The 14515-nt window shown below is 58.0% G+C and carries 16 protein-coding genes; 8 read left to right on the top strand and 8 right to left on the bottom strand.

All coding sequences use genetic code 11. From position 1 onward, the window contains the following. Positions 1-51: 51 nt before the first annotated feature. Positions 52-1341 (top strand): uracil permease, encoded by a 1290-nt coding sequence (gene uraA, locus CVE23_RS06425; RefSeq protein ID WP_038918248.1) that lies wholly within the window; start codon positions 52-54, stop codon positions 1339-1341. A 115-nt stretch (positions 1342-1456) separates the two neighbouring features. After that, positions 1457-2164 (top strand): DnaA inactivator Hda, encoded by a 708-nt coding sequence (gene hda / locus CVE23_RS06430; RefSeq protein ID WP_038918249.1) that lies wholly within the window; start codon positions 1457-1459, stop codon positions 2162-2164. Positions 2165-2173: 9 nt separating this feature from the next. On the opposite strand, the gene arsC is transcribed toward hda, so the two are convergent. The 4 genes from arsC to CVE23_RS06450 all read right to left on the bottom strand — a co-directional run bounded on the left by arsC (position 2174) and on the right by CVE23_RS06450 (position 5224). After that, complete coding sequence (gene arsC / locus CVE23_RS06435; protein ID WP_100849140.1) at positions 2174-2530, bottom strand: arsenate reductase (glutaredoxin); 357 nt, start codon at positions 2528-2530, stop codon at positions 2174-2176. A 15-nt stretch (positions 2531-2545) separates the two neighbouring features. After that, entirely contained in the window at positions 2546-4009 is a 1464-nt protein-coding gene (gene bepA, locus CVE23_RS06440; RefSeq protein ID WP_038918251.1) for a beta-barrel assembly-enhancing protease, read from the bottom strand. A 175-nt stretch (positions 4010-4184) separates the two neighbouring features. After that, on the bottom strand, positions 4185-4652 hold the full coding sequence (bcp, locus tag CVE23_RS06445) for a thioredoxin-dependent thiol peroxidase (protein WP_038918253.1): 468 nt from the start codon (positions 4650-4652) through the stop codon (positions 4185-4187). Between the two features lie 2 nt (positions 4653-4654). After that, positions 4655-5224 (bottom strand): glycine cleavage system transcriptional repressor, encoded by a 570-nt coding sequence (locus tag CVE23_RS06450; RefSeq protein WP_038918254.1) that lies wholly within the window; start codon positions 5222-5224, stop codon positions 4655-4657. Positions 5225-5371: 147 nt separating this feature from the next. Between CVE23_RS06450 and dapA the strand changes: the two genes are divergently transcribed. The 6 genes from dapA to ypfH all read left to right on the top strand — a co-directional run bounded on the left by dapA (position 5372) and on the right by ypfH (position 11855). Next, positions 5372-6250: a 4-hydroxy-tetrahydrodipicolinate synthase gene (gene dapA / locus CVE23_RS06455; protein ID WP_038661016.1), complete on the top strand. Its 879-nt coding sequence runs from the start codon at positions 5372-5374 to the stop codon at positions 6248-6250. A 16-nt stretch (positions 6251-6266) separates the two neighbouring features. Further along, positions 6267-7307: an outer membrane protein assembly factor BamC gene (gene bamC, locus CVE23_RS06460; RefSeq protein WP_038918256.1), complete on the top strand. Its 1041-nt coding sequence runs from the start codon at positions 6267-6269 to the stop codon at positions 7305-7307. 128 nt (positions 7308-7435) lie between these two features. Then, positions 7436-8149, top strand: a complete 714-nt coding sequence (gene purC, locus CVE23_RS06465) for a phosphoribosylaminoimidazolesuccinocarboxamide synthase (protein ID WP_022632643.1) — start codon at positions 7436-7438, stop codon at positions 8147-8149. Between the two features lie 204 nt (positions 8150-8353). After that, on the top strand, positions 8354-8806 hold the full coding sequence (locus tag CVE23_RS06470; protein ID WP_038918258.1) for a DUF441 domain-containing protein: 453 nt from the start codon (positions 8354-8356) through the stop codon (positions 8804-8806). Between the two features lie 19 nt (positions 8807-8825). Then, the gene (locus CVE23_RS06475; protein WP_100849141.1) at positions 8826-10844 is read left to right on the top strand and encodes a tRNA(Met) cytidine acetyltransferase TmcA; all 2019 of its coding nucleotides are present in this window, start codon (positions 8826-8828) and stop codon (positions 10842-10844) included. A 324-nt stretch (positions 10845-11168) separates the two neighbouring features. Beyond that, positions 11169-11855 (top strand): esterase, encoded by a 687-nt coding sequence (gene ypfH, locus CVE23_RS06480; RefSeq protein WP_100849142.1) that lies wholly within the window; start codon positions 11169-11171, stop codon positions 11853-11855. A 161-nt stretch (positions 11856-12016) separates the two neighbouring features. Here ypfH and CVE23_RS06485 read toward each other — a convergent pair whose 3' ends face one another. From CVE23_RS06485 to CVE23_RS06500, 4 genes are read right to left on the bottom strand one after another with little or no spacing between them, the layout of a single operon-like run. Next, on the bottom strand, positions 12017-12205 hold the full coding sequence (locus tag CVE23_RS06485) for a YpfN family protein (protein ID WP_022632647.1): 189 nt from the start codon (positions 12203-12205) through the stop codon (positions 12017-12019). A gap of 38 nt (positions 12206-12243) precedes the next feature. Further along, positions 12244-12918, bottom strand: coding sequence for a M15 family metallopeptidase (locus CVE23_RS06490; RefSeq protein WP_100849143.1), 675 nt, complete (start codon positions 12916-12918; stop codon positions 12244-12246). After that, positions 12915-14042 (bottom strand): succinyl-diaminopimelate desuccinylase, encoded by a 1128-nt coding sequence (gene dapE / locus CVE23_RS06495; RefSeq protein WP_049854195.1) that lies wholly within the window; start codon positions 14040-14042, stop codon positions 12915-12917. Before dapE ends, CVE23_RS06490 begins: the two co-directional genes overlap by 4 nt. Continuing rightward, positions 14023-14406: an ArsC family reductase gene (locus CVE23_RS06500; RefSeq protein ID WP_100849144.1), complete on the bottom strand. Its 384-nt coding sequence runs from the start codon at positions 14404-14406 to the stop codon at positions 14023-14025. Before CVE23_RS06500 ends, dapE begins: the two co-directional genes overlap by 20 nt. Positions 14407-14515 lie beyond the last annotated feature (109 nt).

A 14515-nucleotide genomic window follows, 5' to 3' on the forward strand; every position in this document is an offset into this window, starting at 1 on the left:
TTCTGCCGGGTCCCCCGGTATTTTTCAGTCTGAGACACAGAGGAAAACAAGATGACTCGTCGCGCCATCGGCGTCAGTGAACGCCCCCCGCTGTTGCAAACCATACCGCTGAGTTTCCAGCATCTGTTCGCCATGTTTGGCGCCACCGTGCTGGTGCCGATTCTGTTCAAGGTCAACCCGGCGACCGTGTTGTTGTTCAACGGCATCGGCACGCTGCTTTATCTGTTTATCTGTAGAGGCAAGATTCCGGCCTATCTCGGTTCCAGCTTTGCCTTTATTTCTCCGGTATTGCTGTTGTTGCCGCTGGGCTATGAAGTGGCGCTGGGCGGCTTTATTCTGTGCGGCGTGCTGTTTTGTCTGGTGGCGTTGCTGGTGAAAAAAGCCGGGACCGGCTGGCTGAATGTGATTTTCCCGCCGGCGGCGATGGGCGCGATTGTCGCGGTGATCGGTCTGGAGCTGGCGGGCGTGGCGGCGAACATGGCTGGGTTGTCGCCGGCCGCCGGCACGGACGTGGACAGTAAAACCGTCACCATTTCGCTGGTGACGCTGGGAGTAACCATACTGGGATCCGTGCTGTTTCGCGGTTTTCTGGCTATCATCCCGATCCTGATCGGCGTATTGGTGGGGTATGCGCTCTCCTTCGTCATGGGGGTGGTGGATCTGACGCCGATCGCCCAGGCTCACTGGTTCGCGCTGCCGACATTCTACACGCCGCGTTTTGAGTGGGTGGCGATGCTGACGGTGCTGCCTGCCGCGCTGGTGGTGATTGCCGAGCACATTGGTCATCTGGTGGTGACCGCCAATATCGTGAAAAAAGATCTGGTGCGCGACCCGGGTCTGCACCGCTCTCTGTTTGCCAACGGCGTGTCCACCATACTGTCCGGTTTCTTTGGCTCCACACCGAATACCACCTATGGCGAGAACATCGGCGTGCTGGCGATCACCAAGGTTTACAGCACCTGGGTCATTGGCGGTGCGGCGGTGCTCGCGATTCTGCTTTCCTGCGTGGGTAAACTGGCCGCCGCGATTCAGGCGGTGCCGGTGCCGGTGATGGGCGGCGTGTCGCTGCTGCTGTACGGCGTTATCGGCGCGTCCGGTATCCGGGTGCTGATCGAATCCAAGGTGGATTACAACAAGGCGCAGAATCTGATTCTGACCTCGGTGATCCTGATCATCGGCGTCAGCGGCGCGAAAATCCATCTGGGCGCCGTAGAGCTGAAAGGCATGGCGCTGGCAACCGTGGTGGGCGTGTTCCTGAGCCTGTTGTTTCGCGTCATCAGCGTGTTCCGTAAGGAAGAAGAGGTGATTGACGAGACGGACGACAAGGCTTCCGCACAGTAATCTCGTGGCCCGCCGGTGCGCTGGCGGGCTATGCGGCGAAGCGGCCGGTTGACGGTTCAATCGCAAAAGGTTTCTATGCTAAACTTGACCCGTTTTCCTGCCTGTTTGGTTTGAGGTGCTTCTGAACACTCCGGCACAGTTATCATTGCCACTCTATTTACCCGATGACGAAACTTTTGCCAGTTTCTATCCGGGAGAAAACACGTCTCTGCTGGCCGCTATCCACACGACGCTGGATCAGGAACATGGCAGCTATATCTATTTCTGGTCGCGCGAAGGCGGCGGGCGTAGCCACCTGTTGCATGCCGCTTGCGCGGAATTATCCCGCCTCGGTCGTGCGGTCGGCTATGTGCCGCTGGATAAACGCGCCTATTTTGTTCCGGACGTGCTGGAAGGAATGGAGCAACTGGCGCTGGTCTGCATCGACAATATCGAGTCGATTGCCGGCGACGAGGCGTGGGAAATGGCGATGTTCAATCTGTATAACCGCATTCAGGAAGGCGGGCGCACCCGGCTGTTGATTACCGGCGATCGTCCGCCGCGCCAGATCAATCTGCAACTGGCGGATCTGGCGTCCCGTCTCGACTGGGGGCAGATCTACCGCTTGCAGCCGCTGTCGGATGAAGAGAAAGGCGAGGCGCTGCAGTTGCGCGCCCGGCTGCGCGGTTTTGAACTGCCGGAAGACGTCAGCCGTTTTCTGCTTAAACGACTGGATCGGGAGATGCGCACGCTGTTCATGACGCTGGATCAACTGGATCATGCTTCCATTACCGCCCAGCGTAAGCTGACGATTCCTTTCGTCAAAGAGATTCTCGGACTGTGACGCTTTCCGTCACAGAATATCCAGCACCTGCTCCGGCGGTCGGCCGAGCTTAGCCTTGTCGTTGGCGACCACGATCGGACGTTCAATCAGTTTGGGGTGGTCCGCCAGCGCCTGAATCAGTTGCGCTTCCGTCAGGCTGTCGTCGGCCAGATTTAACTCACGGTACAGATCTTCTTTACGGCGCATCAGTGCGCGTGCGCTGGCGAATCCCAGTTGTTTGAGCAGCTTACCGAGTGCGGCGGCATCCGGCGGCGTGTCCAGATACAGCACCACTTCCGGTTCGATGCCTTGTTGCTGCAGCAACGCCAGGGTTTCGCGGCTCTTGGAGCAGCGGGGATTATGATAAATGGTCACCGGTTTAGTCATTCAACTCACCTTTTTTCAGGATTTCTCATAAGGGCGGAAACGTTGCTGCAACGCCCGCAGTTGATCGATGCGGGCGTCGTAACGCGCCTGATCCATGCTGCCGAGTTTGCTTTGTGAGCTGGCGTTGCTTAACAGGCGGATAGCCTGATCCAGCTTGCCGTTTAGCGACAGACTCTCCGCCCGGGACGCCAGTTCTTCGCTGCGCATGTTTTGCGCGGCGGAAGCCTGCGCCAGTAAGTCCCAGCCGTTCGGATCGTCCGGGTGGGCGTAAGTGTATTTGCGCAGAATGCGGATGGCGTCGGCAGATTTGCGGCTTTCCACCATCGCGTTGGCCAGGTTGAGCTGCAGCACCGGGTTGTCTTGCGCGTCCGGCACTTTCTGCAGGCGGGCGACCGCCTGATCGGCGCGCTGTTGGCCGATATCAATATCGGTCATCAGATCAAGAAACCAGGGGTTTGACGGCGACTTGTCCAGCAGCGGTTGCAGCGTGGCGCGCGCGTCATCGTATTTCTTGGCCTGATAGGCGCGGATCGCGCGGCCATATTGGGCGGCCTGTTGCTCGCGCGCGTTGCCTTTGGCCCAGTTGTCCAGCAACGCGGCGCCATACGGGTTGTCCTGCGAGCCGTACATGCCCAGCACGCGAGCCTTGGCGAACAGAAAATCCTGCGAGGAATGCACCGGGATTGATTTCATCTGGTTGGCGCGGTTACGGGCGTCCGACAGCCGGCTTTCCGGCAGCGGGTGCGTCAGCAGCATTTCCGGCGGCTTGGTGGCGTAGCGGGAGCTCTCCGCCAGCCGTTGCAGGAAATTGGGCATCGCCTGCGGGTCGAATCCGGCGCGTTGCAGCACCTGAATCCCGATGCGGTCCGCTTCCTGTTCGTTGGACTGGGTAAAGCTGATGACGCTTTGCTGCGCGCCGGCCAGCGTGCCGCTCAGCGCGGCGAATCCGGCCTGCGGATTCGCCATCGCCAGCAACAGCGAGCCGAAAGCGCCGGCCCAGGCCAGCGGCGCGTTGGCTTTCTGGGCTTCCATAGCGCGCGCCAGATGGCGCTGGGTCACGTGGGAGATTTCGTGCGCCAGCACCGAGGCCAACTCGCTTTCATTCTCTACGTAGCGGAACAGCCCGGAGTGCAGCACCACATTGCCGCCAAAAAAGGCAAAGGCGTTGATTTCGTCGTTATTGACCAAAAAGAAATGGAACGGAGTACGCACGGAATCGGCCGACTTGACCAGTCGCCCGCCCAGTTGGTTGATGTACTGCAGCAGCAGTGGGTCGTTAATCAGCGGCGCGCCGGCACGCAACTGGCGCAGATAGAAATCCCCCATCACCAGTTCCTGATTGATGCTGAGCGTTCCGCCGGCGGTGGTGCCGATATCCGGCAGATTTTCCTGTGTGCCGGCCGGGAAACCCTGCGGGCTTGCGCTCAGCAACACACCTGCCAGCATGGCGATGACCGTCTGTTTGAGCCGATAGGACATAACGGATACAACCTTCTGAACAGCCTGAAAGAATTGCCATCATCTTAGCCAGCGGCGGCACACAATGAAACACGGGTGGGGGAAAAAGACGACGTAAAAAACGGAAAATGCGGCGCGAAAACCAGTTTGCCGGCGCATCAGACGCTGCGCCGGCAATAATCGGGAAGGAAAGGACTCAGGCGCCTTTCAGGTAATTCAGCACGATGTCGTGGTGGTTACTGGTTTTGAAATCATCGAACACTTTTTCGATGTTGCCTTCGGCGTTGATCAGGAAACTGACCCGGTGAATACCGTCGTAGGTTTTCCCCATGAAGGTTTTTTCACCCCAGACGCCGAACTGTGCCGCCACCTGGTGATCCTCATCGGCCAGCAGGGTAAAATTCAGCAGCTCTTTTTCAGTAAAGCGGGACAATTTTTCCGGTTTATCGGTGCTGATGCCAAGAACCTCAACGCCGAGCGTTTTCAGTTCGTCCATGTTATCGCGAAGCCCACAGGCTTGCACGGTGCAACCTGGTGTCATGGCCTTGGGATAGAAATACACCAACACCCGCTGTCCCTGGAAGTCGGCCAAATTAACTTGTTCGCCATCCTGGTCGGGCAAGCTAAATTTCGGTGCGATATCACCGGCTTTCAGTGTGGTCATCACTACTCTCCATCTTTCTCTTCGTGCTGTGGATAGTTCACAACGCTAATACTGCCTTGCGCGTGCAGTTCTGTACATAGCTGATGAAAGGCCGGCTCAATAATTGAACCTGCCTGCATGGCCGGGCTGTGCGCCGTAATCTGGATGTACAGTTGCGGCGGCGTATCGCCGTCGGCGGGGCGGGTTTTGGACACCAGCTCGGCAATGTTCATTTGATGGGAATCGAACAGATCGGTAAAGCGTTCAATGATGTGTGGTGAGTCAGCGACATCCACCTTGACCCACACGGTGGCCGGCATCGGCGGGCGGGACTGCGATTCGGTGCGTTTCATCACGATCAGCAAATCCAGCTCGGCGCCCTTGAGCGGCAGGGTGGATTCGATAAGCGTAATCGCGTTCCAACTGCCGGACAGCAGCATGATAAAGGTGAACTCCGTGCCCAGCATCGCAAGTCGGCTATCTTCGATGTTGCAGCCACAACTGCTGACGTGGCGGGTAATCGTATTGACGATACCGGGACGGTCGGTCCCCAACGCGGTAATGACCAGATAGTGTTCTTGTGGGCGCGGCAAAATAGTGCTTCCTGTACAAAATGTTGGGAGTAACATGGTAAACATAAAAAAAACCACCTGCCAAGCGCTGACAACCGCGGTTGCAAGCTTGCTTTTGCATAGAAGTCAAAAGTACCATGAAGCACTTGTTTGTGGAGGGGATGGCCAATGTTTACGGGTAGTATTGTTGCTCTGGTTACGCCGATGGACGACAAAGGTGCCGTTGATCGTGCAAGCCTGAAAAAACTGATTGATTATCATGTCGCTAGCGGAACTTCCGCGATTGTGTCGGTGGGAACCACCGGCGAGTCCGCCACCTTGAGTCACGATGAGCATGGCGACGTGGTGATGCTGACGCTGGAACTGAGCGATGGCCGTATCCCGGTTATTGCCGGCACCGGCGCCAATTCGACCGCTGAGGCGATTTCCCTCACCCAGCGTTTCAACGACACGGGCGTGGCCGGGTGCCTGACCGTGACGCCGTATTACAACAAGCCGACTCAGAACGGCTTGTTCCTGCACTTTAAGGCGATTGCCGAGCACACCGACCTGCCGCAGATCCTCTACAACGTGCCGTCCCGTACCGGTTGTGACATGTTGCCGGAAACCGTCGCCCGTCTGTCGGAAGTCAAAAATATTGTCGCGATCAAGGAAGCGACCGGGAACTTAAGCCGGGTCAGTCAGATCCAAGAGCTGGTTCATGAAGATTTCATTCTGCTGAGCGGCGATGACGCCAGCTCGCTGGACTTCATGCAACTGGGTGGCGACGGCGTGATTTCCGTGACAGCCAACATCGCAGCCCGCGAAATGGCGGCGTTGTGCGAGCTGGCGGCGCAAGGGAATTTCGTTGAAGCCCGCCGTCTGAATCAGCGTCTGATGCCGCTGCATCAGAAACTGTTTGTTGAACCCAATCCGATTCCGGTGAAATGGGCCTGTAAGGCATTGGGATTGATGGCGACCGACACGCTTCGTCTGCCGATGACGCCGCTGACCGATGCCGGTCGCGACGTGATGGAGCAGGCCATGAAGCAGGCGGGTCTGCTGTAACCGTTAGGGAGATTTGATGAGTTCTTCATTGCAAAAGTCGATGGTGGCAAAAGTTGTCGGTGTTTCGCTGATCATGTTGCTGGCCGCCTGTACCAGCGATCAACGCTACAAGCGTCAGGTCAACGGCGATGAATCCTATCTGAAAACCCCCGAGCACCGGGCGCTGAATGTGCCGTCCGGTCTGATTCTGCCGGTGCAGAATGGGGATTACGAGGTTCCTCCGGTCAACCAGAATGGGCTGGTAGGCAAGGCGCTGGATATTCGTCCGCCGATGCAGCCATTGGCTTTGTTGAATGGTTCCCGCGGTCAGGTTTCCGGCAATAGCGCCACGTTATTGCTGGAAAACAATGCGCGCAACAGCAGCCTGTGGACGGTGCTGACGCAGGTTCTCCAGTCAAAAGGCTATACGATCGCCAGCCGTCAGGACGCCAGCCGGACGCTGACGACCGATTGGGTCAACTGGAAGCGTGAAGACGAGGATGTAGCGCATCAGGCGCGTTATCAGATAAGCCTGCAGACGCAGGGGTATCAGCTGGCGCTGACCGTGAAACTGCTGGATCTGCAGCAGAATACCAGCCCGGTGACGGATCGCAGCGAAATTCAGCGTTATACCGCGCTGATGCTCAATACGCTGTCCGACGAACTGGACAAACGTCTGAACGATAACGACAGCGCGCAGGCCAGTCGTAACAGCCAGCAGTTGAATGTCCAGAGCGGCGCCGATGATTCCGGCCTGCCGTTGCTGGTGGTGCGCGGTTCCTACAATCAGGTATGGGACCGTCTGCCGAAGGCGCTGGAGAAGGTCGGTATGACCGTCAACGATCGCAGCCGTCCGCAAGGTTCGGTGTCTGTCAGCTATAAGGCGCCGGGCAGCGGCACCTGGAATGAACTGGGCGCGCACGACCCGGAATTGCCGAACGGGGATTACAAACTGCAGGTCGGCGATTTGGGTAACCGCAGCACGCTGCAATTCATCGATTCGAAAGGGCATACGCTAAGCCAGTCGCAAAATGATGCGCTGGTCGCCGTGTTCCAGGCCGCGTTCAGCAAGTCGTAAAACGCAATAACGTATAAGGGTCGGGTTCTCCGGCCCTTCTTCATTTGTCATCAACGTGATGGATTTATCAACACGTTCAATTAACGGGCCCGGTGCGGGTGGCCCTTACTTGTGTGGAGTAATGAAAGATGCAAAAGCTAGCTGAGTTGTATCGCGGAAAAGCGAAAACGGTCTACACCACGGAAGATCCGGATCTGCTGGTGCTGGAGTTCCGCAATGATACGTCAGCAGGGGATGGCGCTCGCATTGAGCAGTTTGATCGTAAAGGGATGGTGAACAACAAGTTCAACCACTTCATCATGACCAAGCTGGAAGAGGCCGGGATCCCGACCCAGATGGTGAGCCTGCTGTCTGACACCGAAGTGCTGGTGAAGAAGCTGGAGATGGTGCCGGTCGAGTGCGTGGTGCGTAACCGTGCGGCAGGTTCGCTGGTGAAACGTCTGGGCATCACGGAAGGTGAAATCCTCAATCCGCCGTTGTTCGATTTGTTCCTGAAAAACGACGCCATGCACGACCCGATGGTGAATGAGTCCTACTGCAAGACCTTCGGCTGGGTAAGCGAAGAGAATCTGGCGCGGATGAAAGAACTCAGCTACAAAGCCAACGAGGTACTGAGCAAGCTGTTTGGCGACGCTGGTCTGATTCTGGTGGACTTCAAGCTGGAGTTCGGTCTGTTCAAGGGCGAAGTGGTGCTGGGTGATGAGTTCTCGCCGGATGGCAGCCGTCTGTGGGACAAAGAAACCCTGAACAAGATGGATAAAGACCGTTTCCGTCAGAGCCTGGGCGGCCTGATTGAAGCCTACGAGGAAGTCGCACACCGTCTGGGCGTTAAATTAGACTAACAGCGCAATCGTTTACGTTCTGGCAGGCGGCCTTCGTTTCCGGTTGCCAGAACGAGTCTGTCGTCTGATGATGGCAGACTATACATTTCCCCCGAATCCGCCGCCGGTTTATCCCTGGCAGCGTTGCAGTCGCTATGCTGTCCCTGTCCAATGAGTGTTATTATCTCCCGCCTACGCATTGACTGATTCCGGCAAGGATGTTTCATGGCCTTTTTTGACCCGACTCTGCTTATTTTACTGGCGCTGGCCGCTCTCGGCATTATCAGCCAGAACATGACCGTTACGCTGGCTATTCTGTTTCTGGTAGTGGTGCGTATTACGCCGCTGAATCACTATTTTCCGTGGGTGGAAAAATATGGTCTGTCGTTTGGGGTGCTGGTGCTGACCATCGGGGTGATGGCGCCGATTGCCAGCGGCAAGATTTCCGCCGGCGACGTGTTCTACTCTTTTTTGCACTGGAAATCGCTGCTGGCCGTGGCGATCGGCGTAGCCGTATCCTGGCTGGGCGGGCGCGGGGTGACGCTGATGAGCAATCAGCCGTCGGTGGTGGCCGGCCTGCTGGTCGGTACCGTGATGGGCGTGGCGTTGTTCCGCGGCGTGCCGGTGGGGCCGCTGATTGCGGCAGGGTTGCTGTCGTTGCTGATCGGCAAAGGCTAAGTTTTCTTCGGGGCGTGTCGTGGAGTCTTTTGTTGTCAGCCAGCAATATCAGCAGCGTTACGGCATTCGCCGTCTGTTGGTACTGAGCGGCCGGTCCGACTGGTGCTGCGCTCAGGCACAGCGCCTGAGCGCCTTGTTGCCCGGCGACTGGCTGTGGGTCAGCGCGTCGGCGCCGGAGAGGACGGCGGCGATAGCGCCGCGGAACGTGCGTGGCGTACTGGGCCGGGAGTTTCTGCATGCGGTGTTCGATGCCCGCGACGGGCTGGATGCGGAGGCGCTGGCGATGCTGGCCGGCGCGCTCCGGGCCGGCAGTTGGCTGCTCCTGCTGGTTCCGGAGTGGGAGCGCTGGCCCGATTGTCCGGATACGGACAGCCTGCGCTGGAGCGAGCAACCGGAGCCGATAGCCACCCCCCGATTTATCCGACATGCGCAGCACCAGCTGTTGCGCGATGACGAGGTTGTGCTGTGGCGCCAGCAGGACGCCGAGCCGGTGATAGCGCTTCCCCATCGCCGTTCAGACTGGCAGCCGGCCACTGGCGAAGCGACCTCCTGTCAGCAGGCTGTATTGCAGCAATTGCTGCGCACCTCTTGCTCGGTGTCCGTGATCACCGCGCCGCGCGGACGTGGCAAGTCGACGCTGGCCGGCATGCTGGCGCGTCAGTGTCAGGGGGCCTGCTGGGTGAGCGCGCCGTCGCGCGCCGCCGGCGAAATCCTGCTGCGTCAGGCTGGCGATGCGGCAACGTTCTGGGCGCCGGATGCGCTATTGGCGTTCTGTCAGCAACATGGCGCACCGCCGGTGGAGTGGTTGTTGATCGATGAGGCGGCGGCGATTCCTGCCCCGTTATTGCAGGCGTTGTTGCCGTTTTTCCGTCGGGTGGTGATGACGACCACGGTACAAGGGTATGAAGGGACGGGGCGCGGTTTTCTGCTGAAATTCTGCGCGTCACTGCCGGACTGGCAGGCGATTGAACTGACGGCGCCGCTACGCTGGGCAGAGCAGGATCCGCTGGAGAATATCGTCGATCGGGTGATGCTGTTTGACGCCGAAAAACAGGTGCCGGAACGGTTGCCGGGGTCACCGGCGATTCGGCTGGAGCGGCGCGACGACTGGCTGAGTCGACCTGAACGCCTTGCCGGGTGCTATGGATTGCTCTGCAGCGCCCACTACCGTACTTCGCCGCTGGATTTACGCCGCCTGCTGGATGCACCCGGCATGCATATCGCCAGCGCCTGTGTCGACGAGCAGGTTGGCGGCGTTATCTGGCTGGTGGATGAGGGCGGGTTGCCGGAGGCGCTGGCGCAGGACGTCTGGGCCGGGCGACGTCGGCCGAGAGGAAATCTGGTGGCGCAGTCGCTGGCGGCGCACGGCAATCAGTGGTGGGCGCCGGTATTACGGTCGCGCCGCATCAGCCGGATTGCGGTGCTGGCGGCGCAGCGTGGTCAAGGGATCGGGCAGGCGCTGGTCCGGGAGCAGCAGCAACGGGCGCAGCAGGAACAGCTGGATTTTCTGTCGGTCAGCTTCGGTTTTCAGCCGGCATTGTGGCGGTTCTGGCAGCGTTGCGGGTTTCAACTGGCGCGTATCGGCAGCCATATTGACGCCAGCAGCGGGTGTTACAGCGCAATGGCGTTGTTTCCGCTCAGCGAAGCGGGCAGCGCGTTGGCAGCGTCAGCATACCGTGAACTGATCCGGGACTGGTTCTGGCTGCGGCGTGATATCCCATTGGCGCTGAATTTGCCGCTGGTGGAGGATCAGACGATCACGGCGGATGATTGGCGCAATCTGGTGGGATTTGCTATGGCCCACCGTCCGCCAGAGGCCTGTCAGGGGGCGCTGTCACGCCTGATGATGCGATCGCCGATGGCATTAATCGCCTTGAGGCTATGGCTTGAGCAAGGGCGAAGCGCGGCGGAGTGCGTTCATCAGCTTCAACTGGCGGGGAGAAAGGCGCTGGTTCAGCGCTGGCGGGCGGAGGCGACTCAGGCGCTGCGCCAACTGGACGAAGCTGAGTGGCAACGTTGGCATGATATTGTTTTATAAATAAAACTGTTTTATCGCGACAACTGTTTTGTGGCGAGAATGGTTTTATAGAGAGAATAGCTTTATAACGAGAATGGTGTCATAGCGAAAGAAGTGGTTTCCTTTTCCAAATTCATTTCAAGTGGTAGCGATCACAATTTTGTAACTTGAACTGTGATTCGGCCTGCCGGTTTCCTGCGTTCATATACACTGATCCTGATACAGGATAATGGAATGACTTGTTCAATAAACCTCAATATTGACCCGCTATCGAGGGGCGTATAGTGACAACTGAAATTTTTTGAACAGACGGTTTCCCCTGAAGGTAACCGCAGGAGAGGCGATATGAAGCATGACTATTTTGTGGTGCAAAATCCACCTTCACCTAAGCAGTTGTTTTTGCTATTTCATGGCGTGGGCGACAATCCGGTTTCCATGGGTCAGATCGGCCGTTATTTTGCCGAGGCGTTCCCTATGGCGCAGGTTATCAGCGTTGGCGGTCCGGAAGCGATTGGTCTGGGCGAAGGGCGCCAGTGGTTTTCGGTACAGGGCGTCACCGAGGATAATCGCGCTCGTCGCGTCAACGCCATTATGCCGCGGTTTATCGAAACCGTTCGCTACTGGCAGGAAACTACGGGAATCGATTATTCCCACACTGCGTTGATCGGTTTTTCTCAAGGGTCAATCATGATCCTTGAGGCATTGAAAGCGGAGAAAAATCTGGCCGGGCGGGCCGTGGCGTTTAGCGGCCGCTTTGCCGCGTTGCCGGAGCAGCCGTTGTATGATGTCGTGGTTCACCTGATTCATGGCGAGGAGGACCCGGTGATTACGGCGGATCACGCTCGCCAGGCCGCACAGAGTCTGCGTGCCCAGGGGTCGGATTTCACGTTGGATCTGGTGCCGCAACTGGGGCATGCCATTGACGGCCGCATGATGGATAACGCGCTGGACCGGCTGCATCATTACATCCCGAAACGCTTCTGGGATGAGGCGGTGATGGGCGCGCGCGGCGAACTGGTGGCATTTCGCTAACCGGCGGGCATGTCGTTAACCGATGGACATTTTGTTAACCGACGGATACTTTGTTAACCAACTGACAGTGCGCTTATCGTAATAAGTCAGAAGGTCGCTATAAAATAAGAAGGCCGGGTCGCCATCGGGTGGCCCGGCCTTGTGGTTTTCAGCGTGCAGGGTCAGGGCTTTTTCTGCGGCCAGTCGTCTTCGTCGTCCCACTGCGCATTATTGTCGCGGTGCGGCGGCAACGGCGGTTTATCATGCAGAAAACGTTTATGATCAAGGCGGCTCAGCTCCTTGATGCCGTTGACCAGCATTCCCAGCAACACCAGCAGTATTACCCACCAGTAATCAGCCAGCCATCCCATGGTTGTTCCTCATATACAGATATCCCGTGTTAACGGGGTTATTGTGCCTCAACAGACAGTATAAAGCGCTGGAACAACATCGGCAGATTCGGCTCCAGCCAGCTCCGGCCGGCAATGTCTTCGCCTTGCCAGGCTTGCAGAATGTGTTCTGGCGTTAACTGAGCCATGGCGAGGCGGGCCAGCGGCGCATAGCTGAGATGCCAGGGCTCAATGGCGATGCCGCCGCTGTCCTGCGCGAACGGCCGGTAAAAGCCGAATGCGGCCATGTGTTGCGTCAGCCAGTCGCTGAGTTCGGCAAAATAACCGCCCGGCTGATATTCCCATGGTTCCAGCTGCAGTTTTTGGTCGGCGGGCAAGCGGTCGGGGTCATAAATATCCAGGTCGCTGCCCCAGTGGTGACGGCTGCCGCCCGGCAGCGCCGACCAGCGCAGGATCGCCTCGCAACGCGCGCCTTCGTCCAGCGCGAGGGCGTCTAGCGGCTGGCTGTGTTGATCCAGCAACGGGCGCTGACCGGTAAACTTGCCGTTCCAGATTTGCCGCTGACGCTCGAAATCCCGAAACGTACTGGCGGGTTGCAGGTTGAATCCATCTTGCCGCGCCGCCTGCTGCATGGCCGTAAACGCCGCGACCGCTTCAGGTTGCAGGCGATGCGACCCGCTTAACGTCACCAGATGATGGGCGCTTTTGCCGGTCAGACAGGCGGAAGACATCATGCGATCAATTGCTCCATAACGCGTTGATACATGCGGCTCAGTAGTTGCAGGTCGGCGGCGCTGACGCACTCGTTCACTTTATGAATCGTGGCGTTGACCGGCCCCAGCTCCACCACCTGTGCGCCCATGCGGGCAATAAAGCGACCATCCGAGGTGCCGCCGGTAGTCAGGAGCTGTGGGGTGATTTCACTGTAGTGTTCAACGGCGTTGACCACCGCATCCACCAGTTCGCCGCGGCCGGTCAGGAACGGATGACCGGACAGTTGCCATTCCAGCGTGTAGTTAAGCTGGTGACGATCAAGCAGAGCTTTGACCTGCTGTTTAATTAGCTCATCGGTCAGCTCAGTGCTAAAGCGGAAATTGAATTGCACGTATAGCTCGCCGGGAATGACGTTATTGCTGCCGGTGCCGGCGTTAATGTTGGCTATCTGCATGCTGGTAGGCGGGAAGAATTCGTTGCCCTGGTCCCAGACGGTCGCCACCAGTTCATTCAGCGCCGGCATGGCCCGATGCACCGGATTGTCCGCCAGATGCGGATAAGCGACATGACCCTGAACGCCGTGAATCCGCAGATTGGCGGTGATAGAGCCGCGCCGGCCGTTTTTCACCACATCGCCGACCCGATCGGTACTGGACGGTTCGCCGACCAGGCAGTAGTCCAGCCGCTCCTGACGCGCCATCAGCGTTTCCACGACCTTGACGGTGCCGTTGACGGCGCTGGCTTCCTCGTCGGAAGTAATAAGAAACGCCAGTCGACCCTGATGATTGGGGTGCGCAGCGACAAAACGCTCCGCCGCCACTACCATTGCCGCCAGCGAGCCTTTCATGTCCGCCGCGCCGCGACCGTACAACATGCCGTCACGAATAGCGGGTTCAAACGGCGGCGTCTGCCACTGGTTGTTATCACCGACAGGCACTACGTCGGTATGACCGGCGAACGCCAGCGTTTTTCCCTGACCGCGCCAGGCCCAGAAATTTTGGGTATCGCCGAAATCCAGCTTTTCGACGATGAAGCCGATGGCCTGCAGGCGTTCAATTATGAGCGCCTGGCAGCCGGCGTCATCCGGACTAAGAGACGGGCGTTTGATGAGCTGCTGGGCCAGTTCAATTACCGGGCAAGACATGTGAGCTGTTCTCCGTAAAAAAGTGCTGATAGCTGTCGTCGCTGAAACCGAGCAGGGTTTTTCCGTCATCAGTCTCCAGCAGCGGGCGTTTGATCGACGCGGGTTGCTCCAGCATAACAGCTTTTGCCGCCGCTTCATTGTCGATGGTGTTACGGTACGCTTCTTCCAGTTTACGCCAGGTGGTGCCCCGGGTATTCAGCAGCGGTTGCCAGCCTGTGCGATCGATAAAGGATTGCAGGCGTTCCTCTTCCAGCCCGTCGACCCGATAGTCATGAAAACGGTAGTCAATCTGATGGTCTTCCAGCCAGCGACGGGCCTTTTTTATGGTGTCGCAATTCTTAATGCCGTACAGGATGATGGCCATATGTTTAAAATCCGTTATTTTTCATGTCATAAGGGAAAAAAAGCATACAACATAAACGCCGGATACGGCAGAGTATTAAAATTATCTTAAGAAATCATGGGGTTGAGTT

The organism is Dickeya fangzhongdai (assembly GCF_002812485.1).
In the GTDB taxonomy this organism is placed as follows: Bacteria; Pseudomonadota; Gammaproteobacteria; order Enterobacterales; family Enterobacteriaceae; genus Dickeya; species Dickeya fangzhongdai.

Coding starts and splice junctions, on each gene's coding strand:
- uraA (WP_038918248.1), top strand. CDS start 52: ATGACTCGTCGCGCCATCGGCGTCAGTGAACGCCCCCCGCTGTTGCAA.
- arsC (WP_100849140.1), bottom strand. CDS start 2,530: ATGACTAAACCGGTGACCATTTATCATAATCCCCGCTGCTCCAAGAGC.
- bepA (WP_038918251.1), bottom strand. CDS start 4,009: ATGTCCTATCGGCTCAAACAGACGGTCATCGCCATGCTGGCAGGTGTG.
- bcp (WP_038918253.1), bottom strand. CDS start 4,652: ATGACCACACTGAAAGCCGGTGATATCGCACCGAAATTTAGCTTGCCC.
- dapA (WP_038661016.1), top strand. CDS start 5,372: ATGTTTACGGGTAGTATTGTTGCTCTGGTTACGCCGATGGACGACAAA.
- bamC (WP_038918256.1), top strand. CDS start 6,267: ATGAGTTCTTCATTGCAAAAGTCGATGGTGGCAAAAGTTGTCGGTGTT.
- purC (WP_022632643.1), top strand. CDS start 7,436: ATGCAAAAGCTAGCTGAGTTGTATCGCGGAAAAGCGAAAACGGTCTAC.
- CVE23_RS06470 (WP_038918258.1), top strand. CDS start 8,354: ATGGCCTTTTTTGACCCGACTCTGCTTATTTTACTGGCGCTGGCCGCT.
- ypfH (WP_100849142.1), top strand. CDS start 11,169: ATGAAGCATGACTATTTTGTGGTGCAAAATCCACCTTCACCTAAGCAG.
- CVE23_RS06485 (WP_022632647.1), bottom strand. CDS start 12,205: ATGGGATGGCTGGCTGATTACTGGTGGGTAATACTGCTGGTGTTGCTG.
- CVE23_RS06490 (WP_100849143.1), bottom strand. CDS start 12,918: ATGATGTCTTCCGCCTGTCTGACCGGCAAAAGCGCCCATCATCTGGTG.
- dapE (WP_049854195.1), bottom strand. CDS start 14,042: ATGTCTTGCCCGGTAATTGAACTGGCCCAGCAGCTCATCAAACGCCCG.
- CVE23_RS06500 (WP_100849144.1), bottom strand. CDS start 14,406: ATGGCCATCATCCTGTACGGCATTAAGAATTGCGACACCATAAAAAAG.